Below are 17,849 nucleotides of genomic sequence, written 5' to 3'. Positions count from 1 at the left end.
GCCGGACGCTGCGGTGAGACCCCTCCGACCTGACCGCGCAGCCGCCCGCGGCGACCTTTGAGCAAGACCATCGCCCGCTACGGCCGCGGGGGCGGGCCGCGCAGGGGTGCTCCTGCGGTGGGGGCGTCGGGAAATCCAGCGCATGCAACGTTGGCGGCCCTTTCGTGGAACGATGTTCTGAAACCATGCGCGGACAGTCAAGGTGAATGCGCTGACTGCCAATGACACCCCCTGTGGCATGTCGGCATACTCCAAATCCGGCGTTCACGGATTGGAGTGTATGAATGGTGCACAGCAGGAAATTTCGCCGCCTTGGTCTGGTGGCCGCAGGAACCGCGCTTGTCACGGTCGCCGCGGTCGGTTCAGCAAGTGCCATTGCTCCCATCAGCATTGGCTCGACGAATACACACGGCGTCTGGTGCGTCCAGTACGGCGTCAACAACTTCTTCGAGGCGTTGCACCCCGGTAAGCGCCCCCTCGCAGAGGACGCCATCTTCGGATCCAATACGCGAGACGGTGTCAAGTGGTTCCAGGTGAACACGGAGAACACCGATGACGGAATCGTAGGACCCAATACCGGGGAAGACATCCTTGCGTGGGACGCCGACCAAAAGGGCACCCAGAACTACTGCAAGACCTACGTTCCGCACTGAGCGAAGGACTGGGGCGTTGTCCTCGCCGAAGAAGGCAAGCACGAAACCACAGCAGCAGAGGGAGTGTACGTTGTCCGCACAGAAGATCACCGCTACTCTCGCGATATCGGGGCTGGCCGCCATCGGGTGTATCGCCGCGGCTCCCGTCGCGAACGCGCAAACCAGCGGCGTCGCGAGGCCGACCGCGATCACGCGGTTCTGCCAGTACACCAGCAGCCAGCCCACGCTCTCCTACGCCCCCAGCACCTACAAGCTCGCCGTCAAACAGCTTCAGTGCGAGCTGAACTGGTCGCTCTGCGACACGAACCTCTCGGAGGACGGGTACTTCGGCTCAGCAACACTGGCCACCGTGCGCACCTTCCAGTCCCGCGACCAGATCCACGTGGACGGCATCGTCGGTTCTCAGACCTGGTCCGAACTCAACTGGTGGAACGCCGACGAGGGGTGCCTCGCCGGGTAACCGGACACCGCGGCCCCGTCAGACTCCTCCGCTCCGTCTCAAGTCCCCCGATCCGGGCCCTTGAATGCGCACCGCTCTTGGTAAGTGCGGGTCTTCCAGCAGCTGCAATGCCGGGGGACCCGCACAGGGTTGGCGCGCGCCGGTCGACGCCGTGCCGGAGATCTCCGAGACGTCGCAGACGGCGGTCGCCCGACCTGCCAGGCGTCGGCCTGCACCCGGGCCGATACCCCGATCGGCGACTCCTGGCTGCTGACGGTGGCCGGAGCCAACTCCAGGGCCGGGGAGCCGGGGGCCGGGCGGCTCAGGGGCGAACCGTGGCGGCCCCGTCCAACCACCTGCGGTACTCGCCTGGAGGCATCCCGAAGCTTGCCTTGAACGCCCGGCTGAACGACGTTGCGTCCGCGAACCCCCAGCGCGCGCCGATCGCCTCGACGGGGGTCGTCGCACGGCATGGCTGTCCCAGGTCGCTCCGGCACCGCTCCAGCCGTTCCCCGCGGATATAGGCGCTCACGGTCTGCTTCTCCGCGCGAAACAGAAGGTGCAGGGAGCGCACCGAGATGAAGTGGGCATCCGCGATCACCTGTGGTCCCAGGCGAGTCTCCGTCAGGTGCGCTGCGATGAAGGTCTTCACCTGACGGAGAAGCACGATCTTCCGACTCTCCTGCGGTGAGATCTCCTCCCTGTCCGCGAGGCCTCCCAGGAATGCGGAGGCGAGCTGGACCGCGGCCGATCCGAGCCGCTCGGCCTCCAGTCCGCTCCACCGGGCGGCCGCCAGCCCTTGGAGGAATCCGGCGAGCAGGGCGCCGCTGCCGTCCAGGGGAAGCCGACGCAACAGAAGACCTCGTACCGAGTGATCCGCAAGCGGCACTGCGGATTTCGGCAAATGGAGGAGGGTGATGTGACCGCTCCCGGTCACCCGCATCTCTGTCGGCCGTGACATGTCGTACAGCAGCAGGTCTCCCGCACCTACCTTGACCTGGCGATGCTCCTGATCGACGATCATCAATCCGCTGGTCATGAGGCCCAACTCCCACAGGTCAGGATCCGACTGGCGGATCAACCGCGGTGTGCGCGATGAAGGCATGGGCGGAAACGAAAAGATCGACACTTTGACGGGCCCGAGGTCCAAAGCAGCAGTCGTCGACCGGAATTCATCTTGGTGCCCGCTGACGCTGTATGTGGGCGCGGGGTCCTCCGTCAATCGATCCCAAAACCAGTCGAACCGCTTCACCCCAGGCACGTCCCTGCTACGTAACTCTGCCAAGCCCATACCGTCCCCCTCGGCCTGTCGCCCAGTAGCTGTGTCTGAGAGGGCGGCGCGGGGTGGACCGCGCCGCCCGGCTCTGCACGGCCGAGATTGCATGCCGGCCCCTGTCATCTGCCAGGAACCGCCGCGGATTGAGGGCTTCATGGGACGTCCCTCTCGCTGAACTGCTGTGATATCTGTCCGCGTGAGGTCATCGTGGGACGTGGCGGTACGGAGCGGCGCTTGCCTCAACGTCGCCGTTGAGACGGTCGGACACCCCATGTCGTTCGAAGTCGAGCGACGCGGGTGTGTGCTGGTGGGACCAGGCGGTCGCGCGACGAGAGCGCCCGGCACGTACCGGCGGCCGAGCATCCCGATGAGGTGGTGTGACCGGGTGGCGGGGCCGAGGATGCCTGCCCGGTTCCGGCCTTGACGGCGGTCGGGGGTGCCAGGGTGTCGTCATGTTGATCGTGATGGCGGGGCTGCCCGGTGCGGGGAAGAGTTCGATGGCTGAGGCGTTGGGACGGAGGCTGGTCGCTCCGGTCGTCTCCGTCGACCCGGTGGAGGCAGCGATGTGGCGTGCGGGGGTCGCGCGTGACCAGCCCACCGGCCTGGCCGCGTATGCCGTGGCCGAAGCCGTGGCCGGCGGTGTGCTCGCCCTTGGCCAGACGGTGATCGCCGACGCGGTCAACGCCGTGGAAGCGGCACGGGAGCAGTGGCGGTCGCTGGGGGGTCGTCACGGCGTGCCGGTGGCGTTCATCGAGGTGGTGTGTTCGGATCCGATAGTGCACCGCCGGCGGCTGGAAGGCCGCTCCCGCAGGATCGAGGGCTTCACGGAGCCGACGTGGGAGGCGGTGGAACGGCTGCGTGAGAGGTTTGCCCCGTGGACCGATCACCGCTTGGTGCTGGACGCGGTGACCGACGTGTCCTCCAACGTAGCGGCGGCTGTCGAGTTCCTGGCGGCGGTTTCCTGACGTGTGGGCTCACGGCAGGACCGCACGGCCCATCAGACCGCAGTCGCCAGCCCCCGCACGACCAGGACACCGGTCTCGAACCGGGCGCCGGCCCGGACCCGAAACACTGCGAGGTCACCATCGACACCAGCTCCCGACCAGCACTGAACGACGTCGTTGCCGAACGCCTCGTCGTCATTTTCGTCGGCATCAATCCGGGGCTGCAGTCCGCCGTGCGCGGTCACAGCTTTTCGACGCCAGGCAACCGAATGTGGCCTGCTCTCCACAGCGCGGGCTTCACACCCCGGCTGTTCCGCCCTGAACAAGAACGCGACCTGCTGAATCTGGGGCTCGGCATCACGAGCCTCATCCGCCGGCCGACACCGAGTGCAGCAGACCTGACCCACGAGGAGTACGTCCAAGGAACCCAGGACTTCCTGCGCCGTATGAAATCCCTGCGACCGACCTGGCTCGCCTTCCTCGGAGTCACCGGCTACCGCGCAGCATTCGGGGATCGCCACGCAAGCACAGGCATGCAGCCGGCGAAGATCGACGGAGCCAACGCCTGGATCCTGCCCAACCCCAGCGGCCGCAACGCACACTTCCCACCGGCCGCACTGGCTCAGGAATTCACCGCGCTGCGCATCGCAGCGGGTCTGCCCGACCGACGCCGCACAAGGCACTCCGGGGTGACGCCCACCGACACCGGCAGGAGCTGATCGCAACGGTCGAGCCGGCACCGCGGAAGAGCGCGGCGCGGGCCGGGGTGGCGGTTTCGGCGCCGGGTCGCTGCCCTGGCCGCGTGGGGGCTGTCGGAGGCGGCGGGTAGCGTGCGCTGACGCTCGCACGCCGCCGACCCGAAGGAGACCGCGCCATGGGGGACGTCCCCGCCGACATCTCGCACGTCGTCGACACGGTGTTTCCCGAACTCGCCCCGCTGCGCCGGACCGCTACGATCCTGCGGCCGGAACCGGGTGGGCCGGGGCGTGCGGAGAGTTCGCTCGGCGGGCCTCCGCTCTGGCCGGCCGACGATCCCTGGCCGCACTGCGCGGAACAGGGGCACTACTTCCCGGACAGCTCCGGGGACCGGACTCCCGTCCGGCCCGTACCGATGGTGCCGGTGCTCCAGGTGTTCGCCCGCGACGTGCCGGAACTGCCCTTCCCCGAGGGCCGGGACCTGCTCCAGGTGGTGTGGTGCACCTTGCTCCACCCCGCGGACCGGTCCGAGTCGGTGCGGCCTCGGCTGTACTGGCGCACCGAGGCCGAGGTCCTGGCAGCGGGCGTCCTCACCGATGTCCCCGCGCCCGCGGTGGAGGACATCTTCGACGAATTTCTGCCGCCGCCCTGCGTGCTGTCCCCGGTGACCGTTCACGACTACCCCAACTGGGGCAAACCTGAGGAACTTCAGGGTGAGGTGCTGGAGGAGCGGATGGAGGTGTTCGCGGAGCGCACCGGCCGCGACTACACCGACGCGGCGTGCGCGCTGGAGACGAAGATCGGCGGCTATCCGGCCTGGTCCCAGCCGCCCGACTGGCCCGACTGCCCCCGCGGCCACCGTATGGAGCACCTGGCCAGCGTCACCGCGGACCATGGCATGGACATGGGCGATCTCGGCGGCGTCTACCTCTTCGTCTGCCGCCGGTGCCCGGACCTCCCCTCCGCCCACCGGTACGACTGCTGAGCCCCTGCCGGCACAGCGCGGTCGACGGCCCGGGGGAGAGGAGTTCGTGGTCGTCGCACGCACACCGTGTTCACAGTGCGTTCACGGATTCAGTAGTGTCTGCCGGATCAGTTCGAGAGCGCACAGGCGCAGAAGGCAGGACCAGGGTGGGGAGAGCAGGACGCGGCGCGCTCGGCGTCGCGGTGGTGGTGGCCGTCGCGGTTCTCGGCGGCTGTTCCACTGGGGGGACGGACGCCACGGTGGCGAAGGTGGGAGGGGACGCGTCGTCGCCCGTCACCAGCACACCGCGTCCGTTCGTGGGGAAGCTGTCGTTCGAGTACCACGGGACGCGGCCGCAGAAGGAGACGATCAATCAGGCCCTGGACATCAAGAACGACGACGACAGGTCCGTCGTCCCGGTCCTCGCCTTCACCCCGCTGGACAAGCAGCACAAGGTGCTGTCGCAGGTGAAGGTCCGCACGGTGTACGGCTCCGACCGGGGCGCCCTCGTTGTTCCGTACGGGTGGGGCATGGACATCCTGCGCTTCTCGGGTCCCGGTGCCCAGGAGGTCGCTGACGTCCGGGTGCGGGTGGTCAGCGTCGTGCCGGCCCGAATCCGGGCGGGGATCCACGATGTCACGGCCCAGCCGCTGGATGCGCAGGGCCACAAGGTCGACAAGTTCCACCGGTTCGCGGCGCTCCGGCTGTCGAACACCGATGGCTTCGCGGTGTCCGTACGCGTGGCGTACCTGGTCTACGACGAGCCGCCCAAGGGACAGACGCAGCAGGCCGTGGTCGTCGTGCCGGTCGGTGGGCTGACGCGTGTGCCCGCCCATGGAACGGCGCTCGTGAAGGTCACCGGCGCCGCAGCGGCGGCCGTCGCCCGGTACTCCGACGGTCCCGCGGTGAGCATCAAACCGTACAACTCGCAGTAGAGCCGCGGTACGGGGGAGGAGACCGCGGCGGGCTACGAACGGCGGCGGGGTTTGCCGCGCCTCGCGCCGCTCGTGCTGCCACCCTTGCCGGCGGACCTCGCTCCGGAACCCGACCCGCCGCGTGCGGGCTTGCGGCGCCCGTCCGCCGCCTTGTCGGGTCGCTTGTCCTTGCCCTGTGCGCCCTGAGTACTCGGTGCGGTCTGGGCCGGAAGGGGGCGACCGCGCGTGCTGTTCACGGTGCGCCCGCGCACGATGCCGATGAGGTGCTCCACCAGGTCGGTGGTCTCGCTCTGCGGCCAGGACAGGGCGACACGGGACTCGGGGGCGTCGGGGACCGGCCGGTAGGTGAGGTCCCTGCGGTGGTGCAACCGGGCCAGGGACTGCGGGACGAGCAGCAGGCCCACACCCGCCGCGACCAGTTCCACGGCGTCCGCGGTGGTGGCGGGGCGCTCCTTCGCGGGCTGCCCCGGCTGGGTCTCCCAGGTGAGGGCGGAGTCCAGAGGGTCCAGGACGATCTCGTCGGTGAGGTCGTCCAAGGTCACCTCGTCGACCGCCGCGACCAGGTGGTCCTTGGGGACGACGACCACCGTCGTCTCCGTGTAGAGGGGGATCGCGCTGAGGTCCGGCCCGTCGACCGGTAGCCGTACGAATCCGGCGTCCGCGCCGGACGCGCCGCCGTCCCGCAGCACGCCGAACGCCTCCGCGGCGGCCACCGGCACAAGGGTGAGGGGGATCTCCGGCAGCCGCTCGTTCCAGATCCGCACCCACTTGCTCGGTGTCACGCCCGGAACGTATGCGAGCCGGAACGAAGGGGGTGCTTCCGAGCCTGTCACCTCACCAGGCTATCCGCTGCTGGTCGGAGGTGGCACGCACCCTCGTTATCCTTGAAGGCATGACGTCGCAGCAGACCACCCAGACCATGAAGCCCGCGACAGCGGCGAAGAAACTGGGTGTGTACCTCCAGGCCACACCCGCCGGGTTCCAGGAGGGTGTCGTCTCCCGCGCCGAGCTGAACGCGCTCCAGGCCGATCCCCCCGAGTGGCTGGTGGAACTGCGGCGCAACGGACCGCACCCGCGGCCGGTGGTCGCCTCCAAGCTCGGCGTGTCCATCACGGGCCTCGCGCGTGGCGGCGTCACCGAGGCGCTGACCACCGAGGAGATCGAGGCACTGAAGAAGGAACAGCCGGAGTGGCTGGTCCAGGAGCGCGCCGTGCAGGCCGAGTTCCGCAGGGAAGCGGTGCGGATCAAGGAGAAGAACGCGGAGCGCGCCGCCCGTACCCCCTGACCGTGTGCGTGGGGAGTGGCGGTAGGCGGGGGTCGATCCGCCTACCGCCTACCGCCTACCGTTTCCGGCTTTCTGCTCAGCCCCGCGGCCCGCAGGCCGGCTCGGCGGCGGGAGAAGGGCCGGCCGACGACCCCACGCAGAGTTCCCCGCGCGCCCGGGATGCCGCACCGATCGCGACCGCGTCGCTGCCCAGCAGTGCCGGGACCAGCCGGATCGGATAGCCGCTGACCGGTGGTTCGGCGGCCAGGGCGGCGAGCACCGGCGGTTCCAGCAGCGGCCAGGCCCGGCTGACGCCGCCGCCGATCACGACGGTGGTGACGTCGACCATGCCGGCCGTGATCAGGATCGCGCGCGCGACGGCCGACCCGGCCGCCTCGAACACCGCGAGCGCGTCCTGGTCGCCGGCGGCGGCCGCAGCCGCGACCCCGCGCGCGTCGGTGTCCCGTCCGGTCCGCTCCGCGTACCGCGCCGCCAGCGAGCGGCCCGAGGCGAGGGTCTCCAGGTGGCCGCGGCCGCCGCAGGAACAGGGGATGTCGCCGAAGCCGGGGATGTGGCCGATCTCGCCGGCCGCGCCGTGCGGACCGTCCAGGAGCGCGCCGTCCACCCACAGGGCGCCGCCGACGCCGGTGCCGAGGGTCATGCCCAGCGCGTGCGACTCGCCCGCGACGGCTCCGCCGGCGACTTCACCGCGCAGGAAGGCGTTGACGTCGTTGTCGAGGAAGGCGGGTACGTGGAGCGCCGCCTCGATGGTGTCGGTCACCGCGAACCCGGCCCAGCCGGTGAACGAGTCGCTGGCGACCAGCACATGGCCGGTACGCGCGTCGACGACGCCGGCCGCGCCGACGCCGACGCCGACCAGTCGTGACGGCACGCGGTCGAGCAGCAGCCGCAGCCCGTCGAGCACCGTGCCGACCATGGCGCTTCCGCCCTCGGCGGCGGGCGTGGCGAGTTCGACGCGGTCCAGGACCTCCAGGGACTCGGTGCACAGGATGACCTGTGTGGTGGTGCCGCCGATGTCCACCCCGGCGAAGACGGCGCGCGTCTGCCGCGGTGGTGCGGGTGTTGCCGTCACGCGTTCACGCCCGATCCGCCGGTGTTCGATCCGTCCCTGTCGGGCCCGTCTCCGGGCCCGTCTCCAGGTACGGTCCCGCCCGGTGTCTCAGGGCCCGGTCCGCCGTCGTTCCCGGCAGGCGCGGTCCCCGGCGGCCGGGCCTGGGCGGCTTCGGCCTGCCGTTCGGCGCGTCGGCGGCGCTGGACCACCGGGTCGGGCACGGGGACGGCCGCCAGCAGGCGGCGGGTGTAGTCCGTCCCGGGATGCAGCAGGGTCACCTCGGTGGCGCCCTGCTCCTCGATCCGGCCGGCCCGCATGACGACGACGCGCTCGGCGAAGTTCTGCACCACGGCGAGGTCGTGGGAGACGAACAGGCACGCGAACCCGAGGTCGTCCTGAAGTTCGGTGATCACTTGGAGGACCGCCTCCTGCACGCTGACGTCCAGCGCGCTGGTCGGCTCGTCGGCCACCAGCAGCCGCGGGTCGAGCACGAGCGCCCGGGCGAGACTGACCCGCTGGCGCTGGCCGCCGGACAGTTCGCGGGGGGTACGCCGGGCGAAGCCGCGCGGCAGCCGGACCCGGTCCAGGATGTCCGCGACGCGCGCCTGGCGCTCCTTGGACGACATCCGGCGGCGGTGGACGCGCAACGGCTCCGCGATGCACTCGCCCACCGACATGCGGGCGTCGAGCGAGGCCACCGGGTCCTGCAGGACGACGCCGACGCCGGACCTGAGGGAGCGGCGGGCCCGTACCGAGACGCGCCGCAGGTCGGAGCCGAAGAGGGTGACCGTGCCCGAGGTGGGCCGCACCAGCCCGAGCGCGACGCGGGCCGCGGTGGACTTGCCCGACCCGGACTCGCCGACCAGGCCGACGGTCTCGCCGGGCCGGACGCTCAAGGACACGTCGTCCAGAGCACGCACCGCGCCCCGCCCGCGGCCGAACGCCACGGTCACCGCCCGCAGGTCGACCACGGACTCGGCGGATTCCGCGGACTGGCCGGACGTCGCGGACCCGCCGGAGTCCGCGGACTCGGCGGACCCGCCCGCCTCCGCGAACTTCGCGAGCGCGCCTGACGTCGCGGACTCCGTGCCCGCGTCCGCCTCCGCGCTCGGCCGAGGCGCTTCTCCGGGTTCCGCCACTGCCAGCCGCGGCACCGCCGCCAGCAGCCGCTTGGTGTAGTCGTGGGACGGGCGCAGCAGGATGTCCTCGACCGGTCCGGTCTCGACGATCTCGCCCTGCAGCATGACGGCGACGCGGTCGGCGAAGTCGGCGACCACGCCCATGTTGTGGGTGACCAGCAGCACGCCGGTGCCGGTCTCGGCCGCGAGACCGCGCAGCAGGTCCAGGATCTCGGCCTGCACGGTGACGTCGAGCGCGGTGGTGGGCTCGTCGGCGATGAGCAGCGTCGGGTCGTTGGCGATCGCCATGGCGATGACCACACGCTGGCGCTGCCCGCCGGACAACTCGAAGGGGAAGGCGGACGCCCGCCGGCCCGGGTCGGGAATGCCGACGCGGCGCAGCAGTTCGATCGCGGCCTGCGCGGCTTCACGGGCGGACAGGGGGCGGTGGTTGCGGATCACCTCGGCGATCTGGTCGCCGATCCGGGTGAGCGGGTCAAGGGCGGTCGCCGGCTCCTGGAAGACCATGGAGACGGTCCGGCCGCGCAGCCGGGCCAGGTCGTTCTCGCCGGCGGCGACGACGTCGGTCGCCCCCAGCCGGGCCCGGCCGGTGGCGCGGGCGTTGCCGGGCAGCAGGCCGATCGCGGCGAGCGCGACGGTGGACTTGCCGGAGCCCGACTCGCCGACCAGCGCGAGGGTCTCGCCGGGCCGGACGTGCAGCGACACGCCGCGCACGGCATGTACGTCCCCGGTCTCGGAGGAGAAGACCACGCCGAGGTCGTCCAGGTCGAGGATGGGGTCCGCCACGGCGGCGGTGGAGCGTTCGGCGGCGGTCATCCGCGTCCCCTCACGTCGAAAGCGTCACGGAGCCCGTCGCCGATGGCGTTGAACGCGCACACGACCAGGATGACGGCCAGGCCGGGCGGAAGGATCAGCCACCAGCGGCCGGAGTACGTGGCGGTCAGGCCCGCGGAGAGCATGCCGCCCCAGTCGGTCTTCGGTGGCTGGAGGCCGAGCCCGAGGTAGGACACGTACGCCACGAGCAGGATCGCGTCGGCGACCTGGAAGGTGGCGGCGACCACGATCGTGGAGACGGAGTTCGGCAGGATGTGCCGTCCGATGGCCCGGGTGTGGGTGCCGCCGATGGCGCGCAGCGTGTGCACGTAGTCGCGGTTCTTCAGGGTGAGGGTCTCGGCGCGGACGAGGCGGGCGGGGACGAGCCAGGAGACCAGGCCGAGGATCACGATCAGCCCCGGGACGCCGGGGGTCGAGATGGCCGAGACCACCAGGAGGATGAACAGCGCGGGGATCGCGATCCCGGCGTCGACGACGCGCATCATGACCGCGTCGATCCAGCCGCCGGCGTACCCGGCGGCCGCGCCCCACAGGGTGCCGATCACGGTGGCGAGGATGCCCGCGGCCAGACCCACGACGAGCGAGACCTTGCCGCCGTACATGAGGCGGCCGAGTTCGTCGTGGCCGACCGCGTCGGTGCCCAGCAGGTGGCTGCCGCTGGGCGAGAGGTTCACCTGGGTGAGCGTGGTGTGGATCTGGTCGGTGGAGTACAGCAGCGGGCCGACGAAGCAGAACAGGAAGAACAGCACGACCACGGCGAGGCCGACCACGGCCAGCCGGTTGCGGACGAACCGGCGTACGGCCAGGCGCGGTCCGCCGGCGGCGACGCCGTCGGCCGGCTCGGCGGACGGCCCGTCGCCGGGCAGCCGGCCGGGCTGGAGCACGGCGCTCATGCGCGGCCCTCCTTCACTCGGGGATCGATGATCCGCTGGACGATGTCGGCCAGGAGCGTGCCCACGACGGTGGCCACGGCGATCACCAGCACGCAGCCGAGCAGGACCGGGTAGTCCGAGGACTGCGCGGCGCTCCAGAACAGCAGCCCCATACCGGGGTAGTTGAACAGCTGCTCGACGACGAGGGCGCCGCCGAAGAGCACCGGTACGTAGTAGCCGAGCATGGCGACGACCGGGGTGAGCGAGTTGCGGAACACGTGGCGCCGCAGGATCGCGCCGCGCCGCGAGCCGCCGGCCCGGGCGGTCCTGACGTAGTCCTCGGAGAGGTTCTCCAGGGTGGCCGCCCGCATGTAGCGGCTGAAGACCGCGACGACGGAGGCGGCGCCCGCCACCACCGGCAGGACCAGGCCCGCCGGGTCGGCGAAGACCTGCGCCAGCGAGTCGCCCTGCGGTGCCTGCGCCGGGAACCAGGGCAGGATGTGGCTGAAGACCAGCACGAGGATCAGGCCGAGGAAGTACACCGGCGTGGAGTAGGCGACGAAGCTCAGCGTGGTGATGACGTAGTCGACCGGCTTGTTGCGCCGGACGGCCTGCCACATGCCCAGCGGCACCGCCAGCAGCAGCCCGACGAGCGCCGACAGCACCGTCAGCACCAGCGTTTTGGGCAGGCGCTGCACGATGAGCTGGGAGACGGGCTCGTTGAGCGTGTACGAGCTGCCGAGGTCCCCGTGCAGCAGGCGGCCGAGGTAGGCGCCGTACTGCACGGGCAGCGGCTGGTCGAGGTGCTGCGCGTGGTTGAACTGCGCGATCTGCTCGGGGGTGGCCTGCGGGCCGAGGATCCCGCGTGCGGGACCCCCGGGCAGGGCGTGCAGCAGGCAGAACGTCGCCACCGTCACGATGAGGATCACCGCGAGGGCCTGCAGGACGCGTCTGGCCAGGTAGAGGTAAGTGTTCATCGACTTCCGAACGGTCGGATCAGTGGCGGCGGATGAGGACCCGGGCGGGGCTCACTTGCCGGTCCACTGCCACTGGGCGGGGTGGAAGTCGGCCAGCGAGTCCTGGGCGAAGCCGCCGAGGCCGTTCTTGACGACCGAGATCTGGTAGTCCGGCTCGGGCAGCCAGATCACCGGCAGGTCCTTGGCCAGGGCCGCGCTGTACTGCTGGACGGCGTTGTTCGACGTCGACGTGGTCGACTCGGTGATGAGCTGGTCGACCTGCGGGTTGGAGTAGCTGCCGAAGTTCGAGCCGCCCTTGCTCTGGAAGAGCGAGTCACCGGTCGGGAACGCCGGGAAGTACCAGCTGCCCGCGGTACCGAAGAAGGACAGCTGCCACTTGCAGGACGCCTGGCCGGACGTGCACTGCGGGGTCTGCGAGAGCACCGAGTTGACCGGAGCGGTCTTGATCGAGAAGCCGATGCCGGTCTTGGCCAGGGACGACTGGATCGCGCTCATCATGTTGTCGGTGACGGTCGATCCGGACTGGGAGAGCACCTGCATGCGGAACTTGGTGCCCTTGGCGACACCCGCACCGCACTGGCTCGCGGAGGTACCGGGCTGGACGCAGGTCATCGTGCCGCCCTGGTCGGCCCAACCGTGCGCCGTCAGCAGCGACTTGGCCTTCGCCGTCGAGAACGGGTACGGGTTGTCCTTCTGCGCCGGCGAGACGAAGTCGGAGGCCTGCGCCTGCGGGATCGGGCCGTAGCCGGGAACGGCGGTGCCGTTGAAGATGACCTTGGACAGGCTGTCCTGGTCGATGGACTCCTGTACCGCCTGCCGGGCGTACAGCTGCTTGAACACCGCGCCCATCGTGGGGTTCTGGAAGTTGTAGGGCATGTAGGTGATCGCCCAGCCCGTCCACGGCTTGACGTTGTAGCCCTGACCGGTGAAGGACGCCTTCTGGTCCAGGTCGGTGGCGTTGATGTAGCCGTAGTCGACCTGCCCGGAGCGCAGCGCGTTCTCCTCGGCGTCGGTGGTGGTGAACGGCAGCAGGTTCACCGTCGGGATGTGGGCCTTCTCGCCCCCGTCGTACTTCTTGTTCGCGGCGAGCACCACCTTGCCCGCGGTGGAGAACGAGTGGACCTCGTACGGGCCGCTGACGGTCTTCCACAGCGGGTCCGAGGCGTACTTGGATATGTTCTTCGCCGCCGAGTTGAGGAACGTCCACACCTGCTTGGCGCCGGCCGGGGTCTCGTCGGTGTCACCGACCGCCGCCGAGGCGGAGGCGCGGTCCCACAGGTGCTGCGGCAGCGGAGTGATCTGGCTCAACTCGTTCGCCAGCATCCACTGGTCGTTGTAGGACCGGTCGAATGTCAGGGTGAACCGGTGGTCGTCCAGGACCTTCAGCGCGGTCCAGTTGTCGGGCGCCTTTCCGGCGCTGTATCCGGCCCACTGCGCCTTGTTCGCCTTGATGAGGTTGAACCAGAACTGGACGTCCCGGGAGGTGATCGGCTTGCCGTCACTCCAGTGCCGGGCGCCGAGTGTGATGGTGACGCTCTTGCCGTCGGGCGCGAAGTCGGCCGCGCTGGCAATCGACGCCTTCTTGTTCCAGCCGATTCCGCCGGTGGAGCCGTCGTAGGCGACCAGCGGTTCCCACAACGAGGCCGCGATGGAGACATTGTTGGTGTTGAGGTGGGCCGGAGTGCCGATCGGCAGGATCCAGTTCGGCGTGAAGTTCGCGGGCAGCGCATAGTTGATGGAACCGGACGACGCGGACGACGAGCCGTTCGCTCCGTTGCAGCCTGCGAGCAGCGAGCTCACCGCGATGGCGGCACCCGCAACGAGCGCCCAGCGGCGGCGTTCCGCCGTGCGGACAGGGAACATGATTCTCCTCAGGTGGACGGCCGCTGGGACCGGAAATCCCGGAAACGTCGAGGGCCGTGCGGGTGCGGAACAGTCAACGACGTGTCCGGTCGAAAAAACAAACCCCTGTTGATAACAAGTATGTTTCTGCTGTTTCGAAAAAAGGTCGGCCGCACCGACCGTAGGGACCTGACTTCCCAGCATCGGCGCGGTTTCCGGACCCATCGCCGGGATTCTCCACGGGGCGGACACCTCTTCCTCAGGAGGCCTTCCGGGCGTACTGTCATCGCCGTCCACCGTCATTTCGGAAGTAAGTTTCTTCATGCCCGACGTAAGTCCTCCGCCCAGGAACGGCGCCCAAGGCACACCGTCGCTCGCCGAGCGCGTCCTGGAACTCATCGCCTCCGGGCAGGGCACCTCGCGCGCCGAACTCGCCGAGCGCCTGGGCGCGTCGGCGTCCACGATCTCGCTGACCGTCGGCCAGCTGGTCAGCCGCGGACTGGTCGCCGAGCAGGGCACCAGCGCGTCCACCGGCGGCCGCCCCCGTAAGATCCTGCGGATCGGCGCCACGGACGAGTTCGCGGTCGCCGCCGACCTGGGTGGGCTGCACGCCCGCATCGGCGTGGTGCTGCCCGGCGGCGAGCTGACGGACGTCTCCACGGTGCCGTTCTCCATCGCCGACGGGCCCGAGGTCGCCCTGCCCGAGCTGGCCGGAACCCTGGAGGCCCTGGCCGAGCGGCACGGGCGGAGGCGGCTGCGCGGCGTCGGTTTCTCGCTGCCCGGGCCGGTGGACGTGCAGTCCGGGGCCGTCACGCTGCCGTCGCGGATGCCGGGCTGGAACAGGTTCCCGGTCGCGGACTGGCTGCAGGAGCGGTTCGGGGTGCCGGCCGCGGTCGAGAACGACGCCAACTGCATGGCGGTGGGCGAGCACGCCGTCCAGCCCGTGGAGCGACGGCAGTCGATCATGGTGAAGATCGGCTCCGCGATAGGCACCGGCATCATCGCCGACGGCAAGCTCTACCGGGGCGCCACCGGCGCGGCCGGCGACATCACCCACGTCCGCATCGACGCGGCCGGGGACACCCCCTGCTCCTGCGGCAACACCGGCTGCCTGGAGACGGTCGCCTCCGGTGCGGCGCTGGTCCGGATCCTGCGCGAGCGCGGCGCGAAGGTCGAGTCCCTGGCGGACGTGGTGCGCCTGGCGTCCGACGCCGACCCGCTGGCCACGGGCGCCGTGCGCCAGGCCGGCAGCTACCTGGGCACGGTCCTCGCCGCGAACGTGAACTTCTTCAACCCCGACGCCGTCTACCTCGGCGGCATCCTGTCCACCCTGGAGCCGTTCGTCGCCGCGGTCCGCAGCCGCCTGTACGAGGGCTGCCACCCGCTCGTCACCGAGCACCTGACCATCGCGCGGGCCAGTCTCGGCGCGGACGCCGGGCTGTTCGGCGCCGGCCTGTTCGCCCTGCAGCGCGCCATGGCCCGGGCGCTGCACGACGCGACCGAGGCCGGCCCCGGTCCCGGCGCCCTGCCCAGGGCCCACCCGCGCGGCCCGGCGCGCCTCGACGGCTGACCGACCACCGCGCGCCGCGCGGCCGTGTACTCCGACGCACCCCGATCCCGACCACCGCAGGAGCAGCCATGCCGCACCCCCGAACTCCCGTAGCCCGCCCGGTCATCGCCATCGCCGGGATCGGCATCGAGTCCTCGACGTTCTCCCCGGCCCGCACCCAGGCGCCCGCCTTCCACCCGTCACGCGGCGAGGAGGTACTGGACCGCTACCCGTTCCTCGCCCCGGGCGAGGAACTGCGGGAGGCGGCCGCCTGGCACGGCGCGCTCGTCGGCAAGTCGCTGCCGGGCGGCACCGTCACCGCGGCGGCCTTCGCCGAACTGTCGGACGAGCTCATCGCCCGGCTCGCCGAACTGCCCTCCCTGGACGGCCTCTGGTACGACATCCACGGCGCGATGACCGTCGAAGGCGTCGACGACGCCGAGGCGGTCCTGCTGGAGCGGATCCGGGCCACGGTCGGGCCGGAGGTCGTCGTGTCCACCTCGATGGACCTGCACGGCAACGTCTCCCGCGAACTGGCCCACCGCAGCGACCTGATCACGTGCTACCGGATGGCGCCGCACGAGGACCACATGGAGACCAAGGAGCGGGCGGTCCGCAACCTGGTGGACCTGCTGGTGTCGGGCGCGCCCCGGCCGTACAAGGCGTGGGTGCCGGTGCCGGTGCTGCTGGCCGGCGAGCAGACCTCGACCCGGATCGAGCCGGCCAGGAGCGTTTACGCGGCGGTCGACGAGGTGGAGGCGCTCGACGGCGTCACCGACGCGGCGATCTGGGTCGGCTACGCGTGGGCCGACGAACCGCGCAACCGCGCGGCGGTGGTCGTCACCGGCCCCTCGCGCGAGGCCGTCGCCGCGGGCGCGGAGCGTCTGGCACGCGGTTTCTGGGACAGCCGGAAGGAGTTCGGGTTCGTCGCACCGACCGGCACCCTGGACGACTGCCTGGACGAGGCGCTGGCCTCGGCGCAGCGCCCGTACTTCGTCAGCGACACCGGCGACAACCCGACGGCCGGCGGGGCCGGCGACGTGACATGGGGACTGGCCCGGGTCCTGGCCCGGCCGGAGTTCCGCGACGCCGGCGGACCGACGGTCCTGTACGCCTCCGTGCCCGGCCCGGCGGCAGTGGCGCACGCACGACGGGCAGGGGTCGGCGCGACCGTGACGGTGACGGCCGGCGCCGAGGTCGACGACCGGCACGAGGGCCCGCTGACCATGACCGGCGTCGTGCACGCCGTCCGGGAGGGCGACCGGGACGCCGAGACCGAGGTGGTGCTGCGGGTCGGCAGCGTGTTCGTGATCCTCACGGCGCTGCGCAAGCCCTACCACCACGAACACGACTTCACCGACCTGCACCTCGACCCGCGCGGCGCCGACATCGTCATCGTCAAGATCGGCTACCTCGAGCCCGAGCTGTTCGCGATGTCCGCCGGCTGGAAGATGGCGCTCACCCCGGGCGGCGTCGACCAGGACCTGGTGCGGCTGGGCCACCGGCGCATACGCCGCCCGATGTTCCCCTTCGACCCGGACATGGCGGAGCCCGACCTGTCCGCCCGGCTCATCGCGCCCTCCGACGAGCCCCTGACCGGGGACGACGAGTGAGGCCCGGCGGCCGGCTCGCGCTGGAGATCGCCGTCGCCGGCGTCGCCGGGGCCCGGATCGCCCGGGAGAACGGCGCCGACCGGGTGGAACTGTGCTCGGCTCTTGAACTGGGCGGGGTCACGCCGTCCGGAGCGCTGGTCGAGGCGGCGTGCGCGGCCGGCCCGCCGGTGCACGTCCTGGTCCGCTGCCGCCCGGGTGACTTCGTGTACGACGCGGAGGAGGTGGCGCTCATGGCCTCCGAGGTGCGCGAGGCGGTGGCGGCGGGCGCGGCGGGCGTGGTGGTCGGCGCGCTGACCGCGGCCGGCGCCCTGGACACCGGGGCGATGCGCCGGCTGCTGGACGCGGCCGCCGAAGCGGGGAGCGCGGCCGGTCGTCCGGTCGGGGTGACCGTGCACCGCGCGATCGACCAGGCGGCCGACCCGGTGGCCACGGCCGTGCTGGCGGCTTCGCTGGGCGCGACCCGGATCCTGACCTCGGGCGGCGCCGCGACCGCGCCGTCCGGCGCCGGGAAGATCGCCGCGATCGCCGCGGCCGTCCCCTTTACCGAGGTGATGGCCGGTGCGGGCGTCCGGCCCGGCGACGTGGCCGGGCTGGCGGCCACCGGCGTCGCGGCGGTACACCTGTCGGCGAAGCGGGCAGCGCCCGCCCGGCGCGGCGGGACGTGGGTGCCGATGGGTTCGGCGAGCGGCTCGGCCGACACCGACAGCCACTTCGTCACCGACCCGGGGATCGTGGCGGCGGCGCGGGCAGCGGTCGACGCCGTCAACCGCTGAACGCGGC

16 protein-coding genes and 1 pseudogene are annotated in these 17,849 nt (G+C 71.1%); 10 read left to right on the top strand and 7 right to left on the bottom strand.

Going from position 1 to position 17,849, the window contains the following annotated elements; genetic code table 11:
* The first annotated feature begins 284 nt into the window (after window positions 1-284).
* The gene (locus tag C4U44_RS34790; RefSeq protein ID WP_146088416.1) at window positions 285-653 is read left to right on the top strand and encodes a peptidoglycan-binding domain-containing protein; all 369 of its coding nucleotides are present in this window, start codon (window positions 285-287) and stop codon (window positions 651-653) included.
* Window positions 654-723: 70 nt separating this feature from the next.
* Complete coding sequence (locus tag C4U44_RS34785) at window positions 724-1,113, top strand: peptidoglycan-binding domain-containing protein (protein WP_103890074.1); 390 nt, start codon at window positions 724-726, stop codon at window positions 1,111-1,113.
* 301 nt (window positions 1,114-1,414) lie between these two features.
* On the opposite strand, the gene C4U44_RS34780 is transcribed toward C4U44_RS34785, so the two are convergent.
* Window positions 1,415-2,383 carry a helix-turn-helix domain-containing protein gene (locus tag C4U44_RS34780; RefSeq protein WP_103890073.1) on the bottom strand — a complete coding sequence of 323 codons (969 nt, stop codon included), beginning with the start codon at window positions 2,381-2,383 and terminating at the stop codon, window positions 1,415-1,417.
* A 437-nt stretch (window positions 2,384-2,820) separates the two neighbouring features.
* Here C4U44_RS34780 and C4U44_RS34775 point away from each other — a divergent pair, with 437 nt between their 5' ends.
* From C4U44_RS34775 to C4U44_RS34760, 4 genes are all read left to right on the top strand, one after another.
* The gene (locus C4U44_RS34775) at window positions 2,821-3,333 is read left to right on the top strand and encodes an AAA family ATPase (protein WP_103890072.1); all 513 of its coding nucleotides are present in this window, start codon (window positions 2,821-2,823) and stop codon (window positions 3,331-3,333) included.
* Window positions 3,243-4,031, top strand: coding sequence for a mismatch-specific DNA-glycosylase (locus C4U44_RS34770; protein WP_322973722.1), 789 nt, complete (start codon window positions 3,243-3,245; stop codon window positions 4,029-4,031). The genes C4U44_RS34775 and C4U44_RS34770 overlap by 91 nt, the downstream gene beginning before the upstream one ends.
* Before the next feature lie 155 nt (window positions 4,032-4,186).
* The gene (locus C4U44_RS34765; RefSeq protein ID WP_107504003.1) at window positions 4,187-4,993 is read left to right on the top strand and encodes a YwqG family protein; all 807 of its coding nucleotides are present in this window, start codon (window positions 4,187-4,189) and stop codon (window positions 4,991-4,993) included.
* A gap of 146 nt (window positions 4,994-5,139) precedes the next feature.
* Complete coding sequence (locus C4U44_RS34760; RefSeq protein WP_146088415.1) at window positions 5,140-5,907, top strand: hypothetical protein; 768 nt, start codon at window positions 5,140-5,142, stop codon at window positions 5,905-5,907.
* A 32-nt stretch (window positions 5,908-5,939) separates the two neighbouring features.
* Here the strand turns inward: C4U44_RS34760 and C4U44_RS34755 are convergent, their stop codons facing one another.
* A complete protein-coding gene (locus C4U44_RS34755) occupies window positions 5,940-6,740 on the bottom strand; it encodes a LysR family substrate-binding domain-containing protein (RefSeq protein WP_103890070.1) in 801 nt (266 codons plus the stop codon).
* 59 nt (window positions 6,741-6,799) lie between these two features.
* On the opposite strand from C4U44_RS34755, the gene C4U44_RS34750 reads away from it, so the two are divergent.
* The gene (locus C4U44_RS34750) at window positions 6,800-7,192 is read left to right on the top strand and encodes a DUF5997 family protein (RefSeq protein WP_103890069.1); all 393 of its coding nucleotides are present in this window, start codon (window positions 6,800-6,802) and stop codon (window positions 7,190-7,192) included.
* 76 nt (window positions 7,193-7,268) lie between these two features.
* Here C4U44_RS34750 and C4U44_RS34745 read toward each other — a convergent pair whose 3' ends face one another.
* The 5 genes and pseudogenes from C4U44_RS34745 to C4U44_RS34725 all read right to left on the bottom strand — a co-directional run bounded on the left by C4U44_RS34745 (window position 7,269) and on the right by C4U44_RS34725 (window position 13,928).
* Entirely contained in the window at window positions 7,269-8,264 is a 996-nt protein-coding gene (locus C4U44_RS34745) for an ROK family protein (protein WP_103890068.1), read from the bottom strand.
* 134 nt (window positions 8,265-8,398) lie between these two features.
* Window positions 8,399-10,198: pseudogene (locus tag C4U44_RS34740) on the bottom strand (dipeptide ABC transporter ATP-binding protein); the annotation flags it as partial.
* Window positions 10,195-11,109, bottom strand: a complete 915-nt coding sequence (locus C4U44_RS34735) for an ABC transporter permease (RefSeq protein WP_103890066.1) — start codon at window positions 11,107-11,109, stop codon at window positions 10,195-10,197. The pseudogene C4U44_RS34740 and the gene C4U44_RS34735, both read right to left, overlap by 4 nt.
* The gene (locus tag C4U44_RS34730; RefSeq protein WP_103890065.1) at window positions 11,106-12,065 is read right to left on the bottom strand and encodes an ABC transporter permease; all 960 of its coding nucleotides are present in this window, start codon (window positions 12,063-12,065) and stop codon (window positions 11,106-11,108) included. Before C4U44_RS34730 ends, C4U44_RS34735 begins: the two co-directional genes overlap by 4 nt.
* A 51-nt stretch (window positions 12,066-12,116) precedes the next feature.
* Window positions 12,117-13,928, bottom strand: coding sequence for a peptide ABC transporter substrate-binding protein (locus C4U44_RS34725; RefSeq protein WP_103890064.1), 1,812 nt, complete (start codon window positions 13,926-13,928; stop codon window positions 12,117-12,119).
* A gap of 301 nt (window positions 13,929-14,229) precedes the next feature.
* Here C4U44_RS34725 and C4U44_RS34720 point away from each other — a divergent pair, with 301 nt between their 5' ends.
* The 3 genes from C4U44_RS34720 to C4U44_RS34710 all read left to right on the top strand — a co-directional run bounded on the left by C4U44_RS34720 (window position 14,230) and on the right by C4U44_RS34710 (window position 17,842).
* Window positions 14,230-15,477, top strand: coding sequence for an ROK family transcriptional regulator (locus tag C4U44_RS34720; protein WP_103890063.1), 1,248 nt, complete (start codon window positions 14,230-14,232; stop codon window positions 15,475-15,477).
* Between the two features lie 68 nt (window positions 15,478-15,545).
* Entirely contained in the window at window positions 15,546-17,069 is a 1,524-nt protein-coding gene (locus tag C4U44_RS34715; RefSeq protein WP_103890062.1) for a M81 family metallopeptidase, read from the top strand.
* Complete coding sequence (locus tag C4U44_RS34710) at window positions 17,066-17,842, top strand: copper homeostasis protein CutC (RefSeq protein WP_103890061.1); 777 nt, start codon at window positions 17,066-17,068, stop codon at window positions 17,840-17,842. Before C4U44_RS34715 ends, C4U44_RS34710 begins: the two co-directional genes overlap by 4 nt.
* The last annotated feature ends 7 nt before the right edge of the window (window positions 17,843-17,849 follow it).

The organism is Actinacidiphila yanglinensis (assembly GCF_900107965.1).
Classification (GTDB): Bacteria; Actinomycetota; Actinomycetes; order Streptomycetales; family Streptomycetaceae; genus Actinacidiphila; species Actinacidiphila yanglinensis.
The sequence above is the reverse complement of the archived record's forward strand: the minus strand, read 5'-3'. Positions and strand labels throughout refer to the sequence as shown.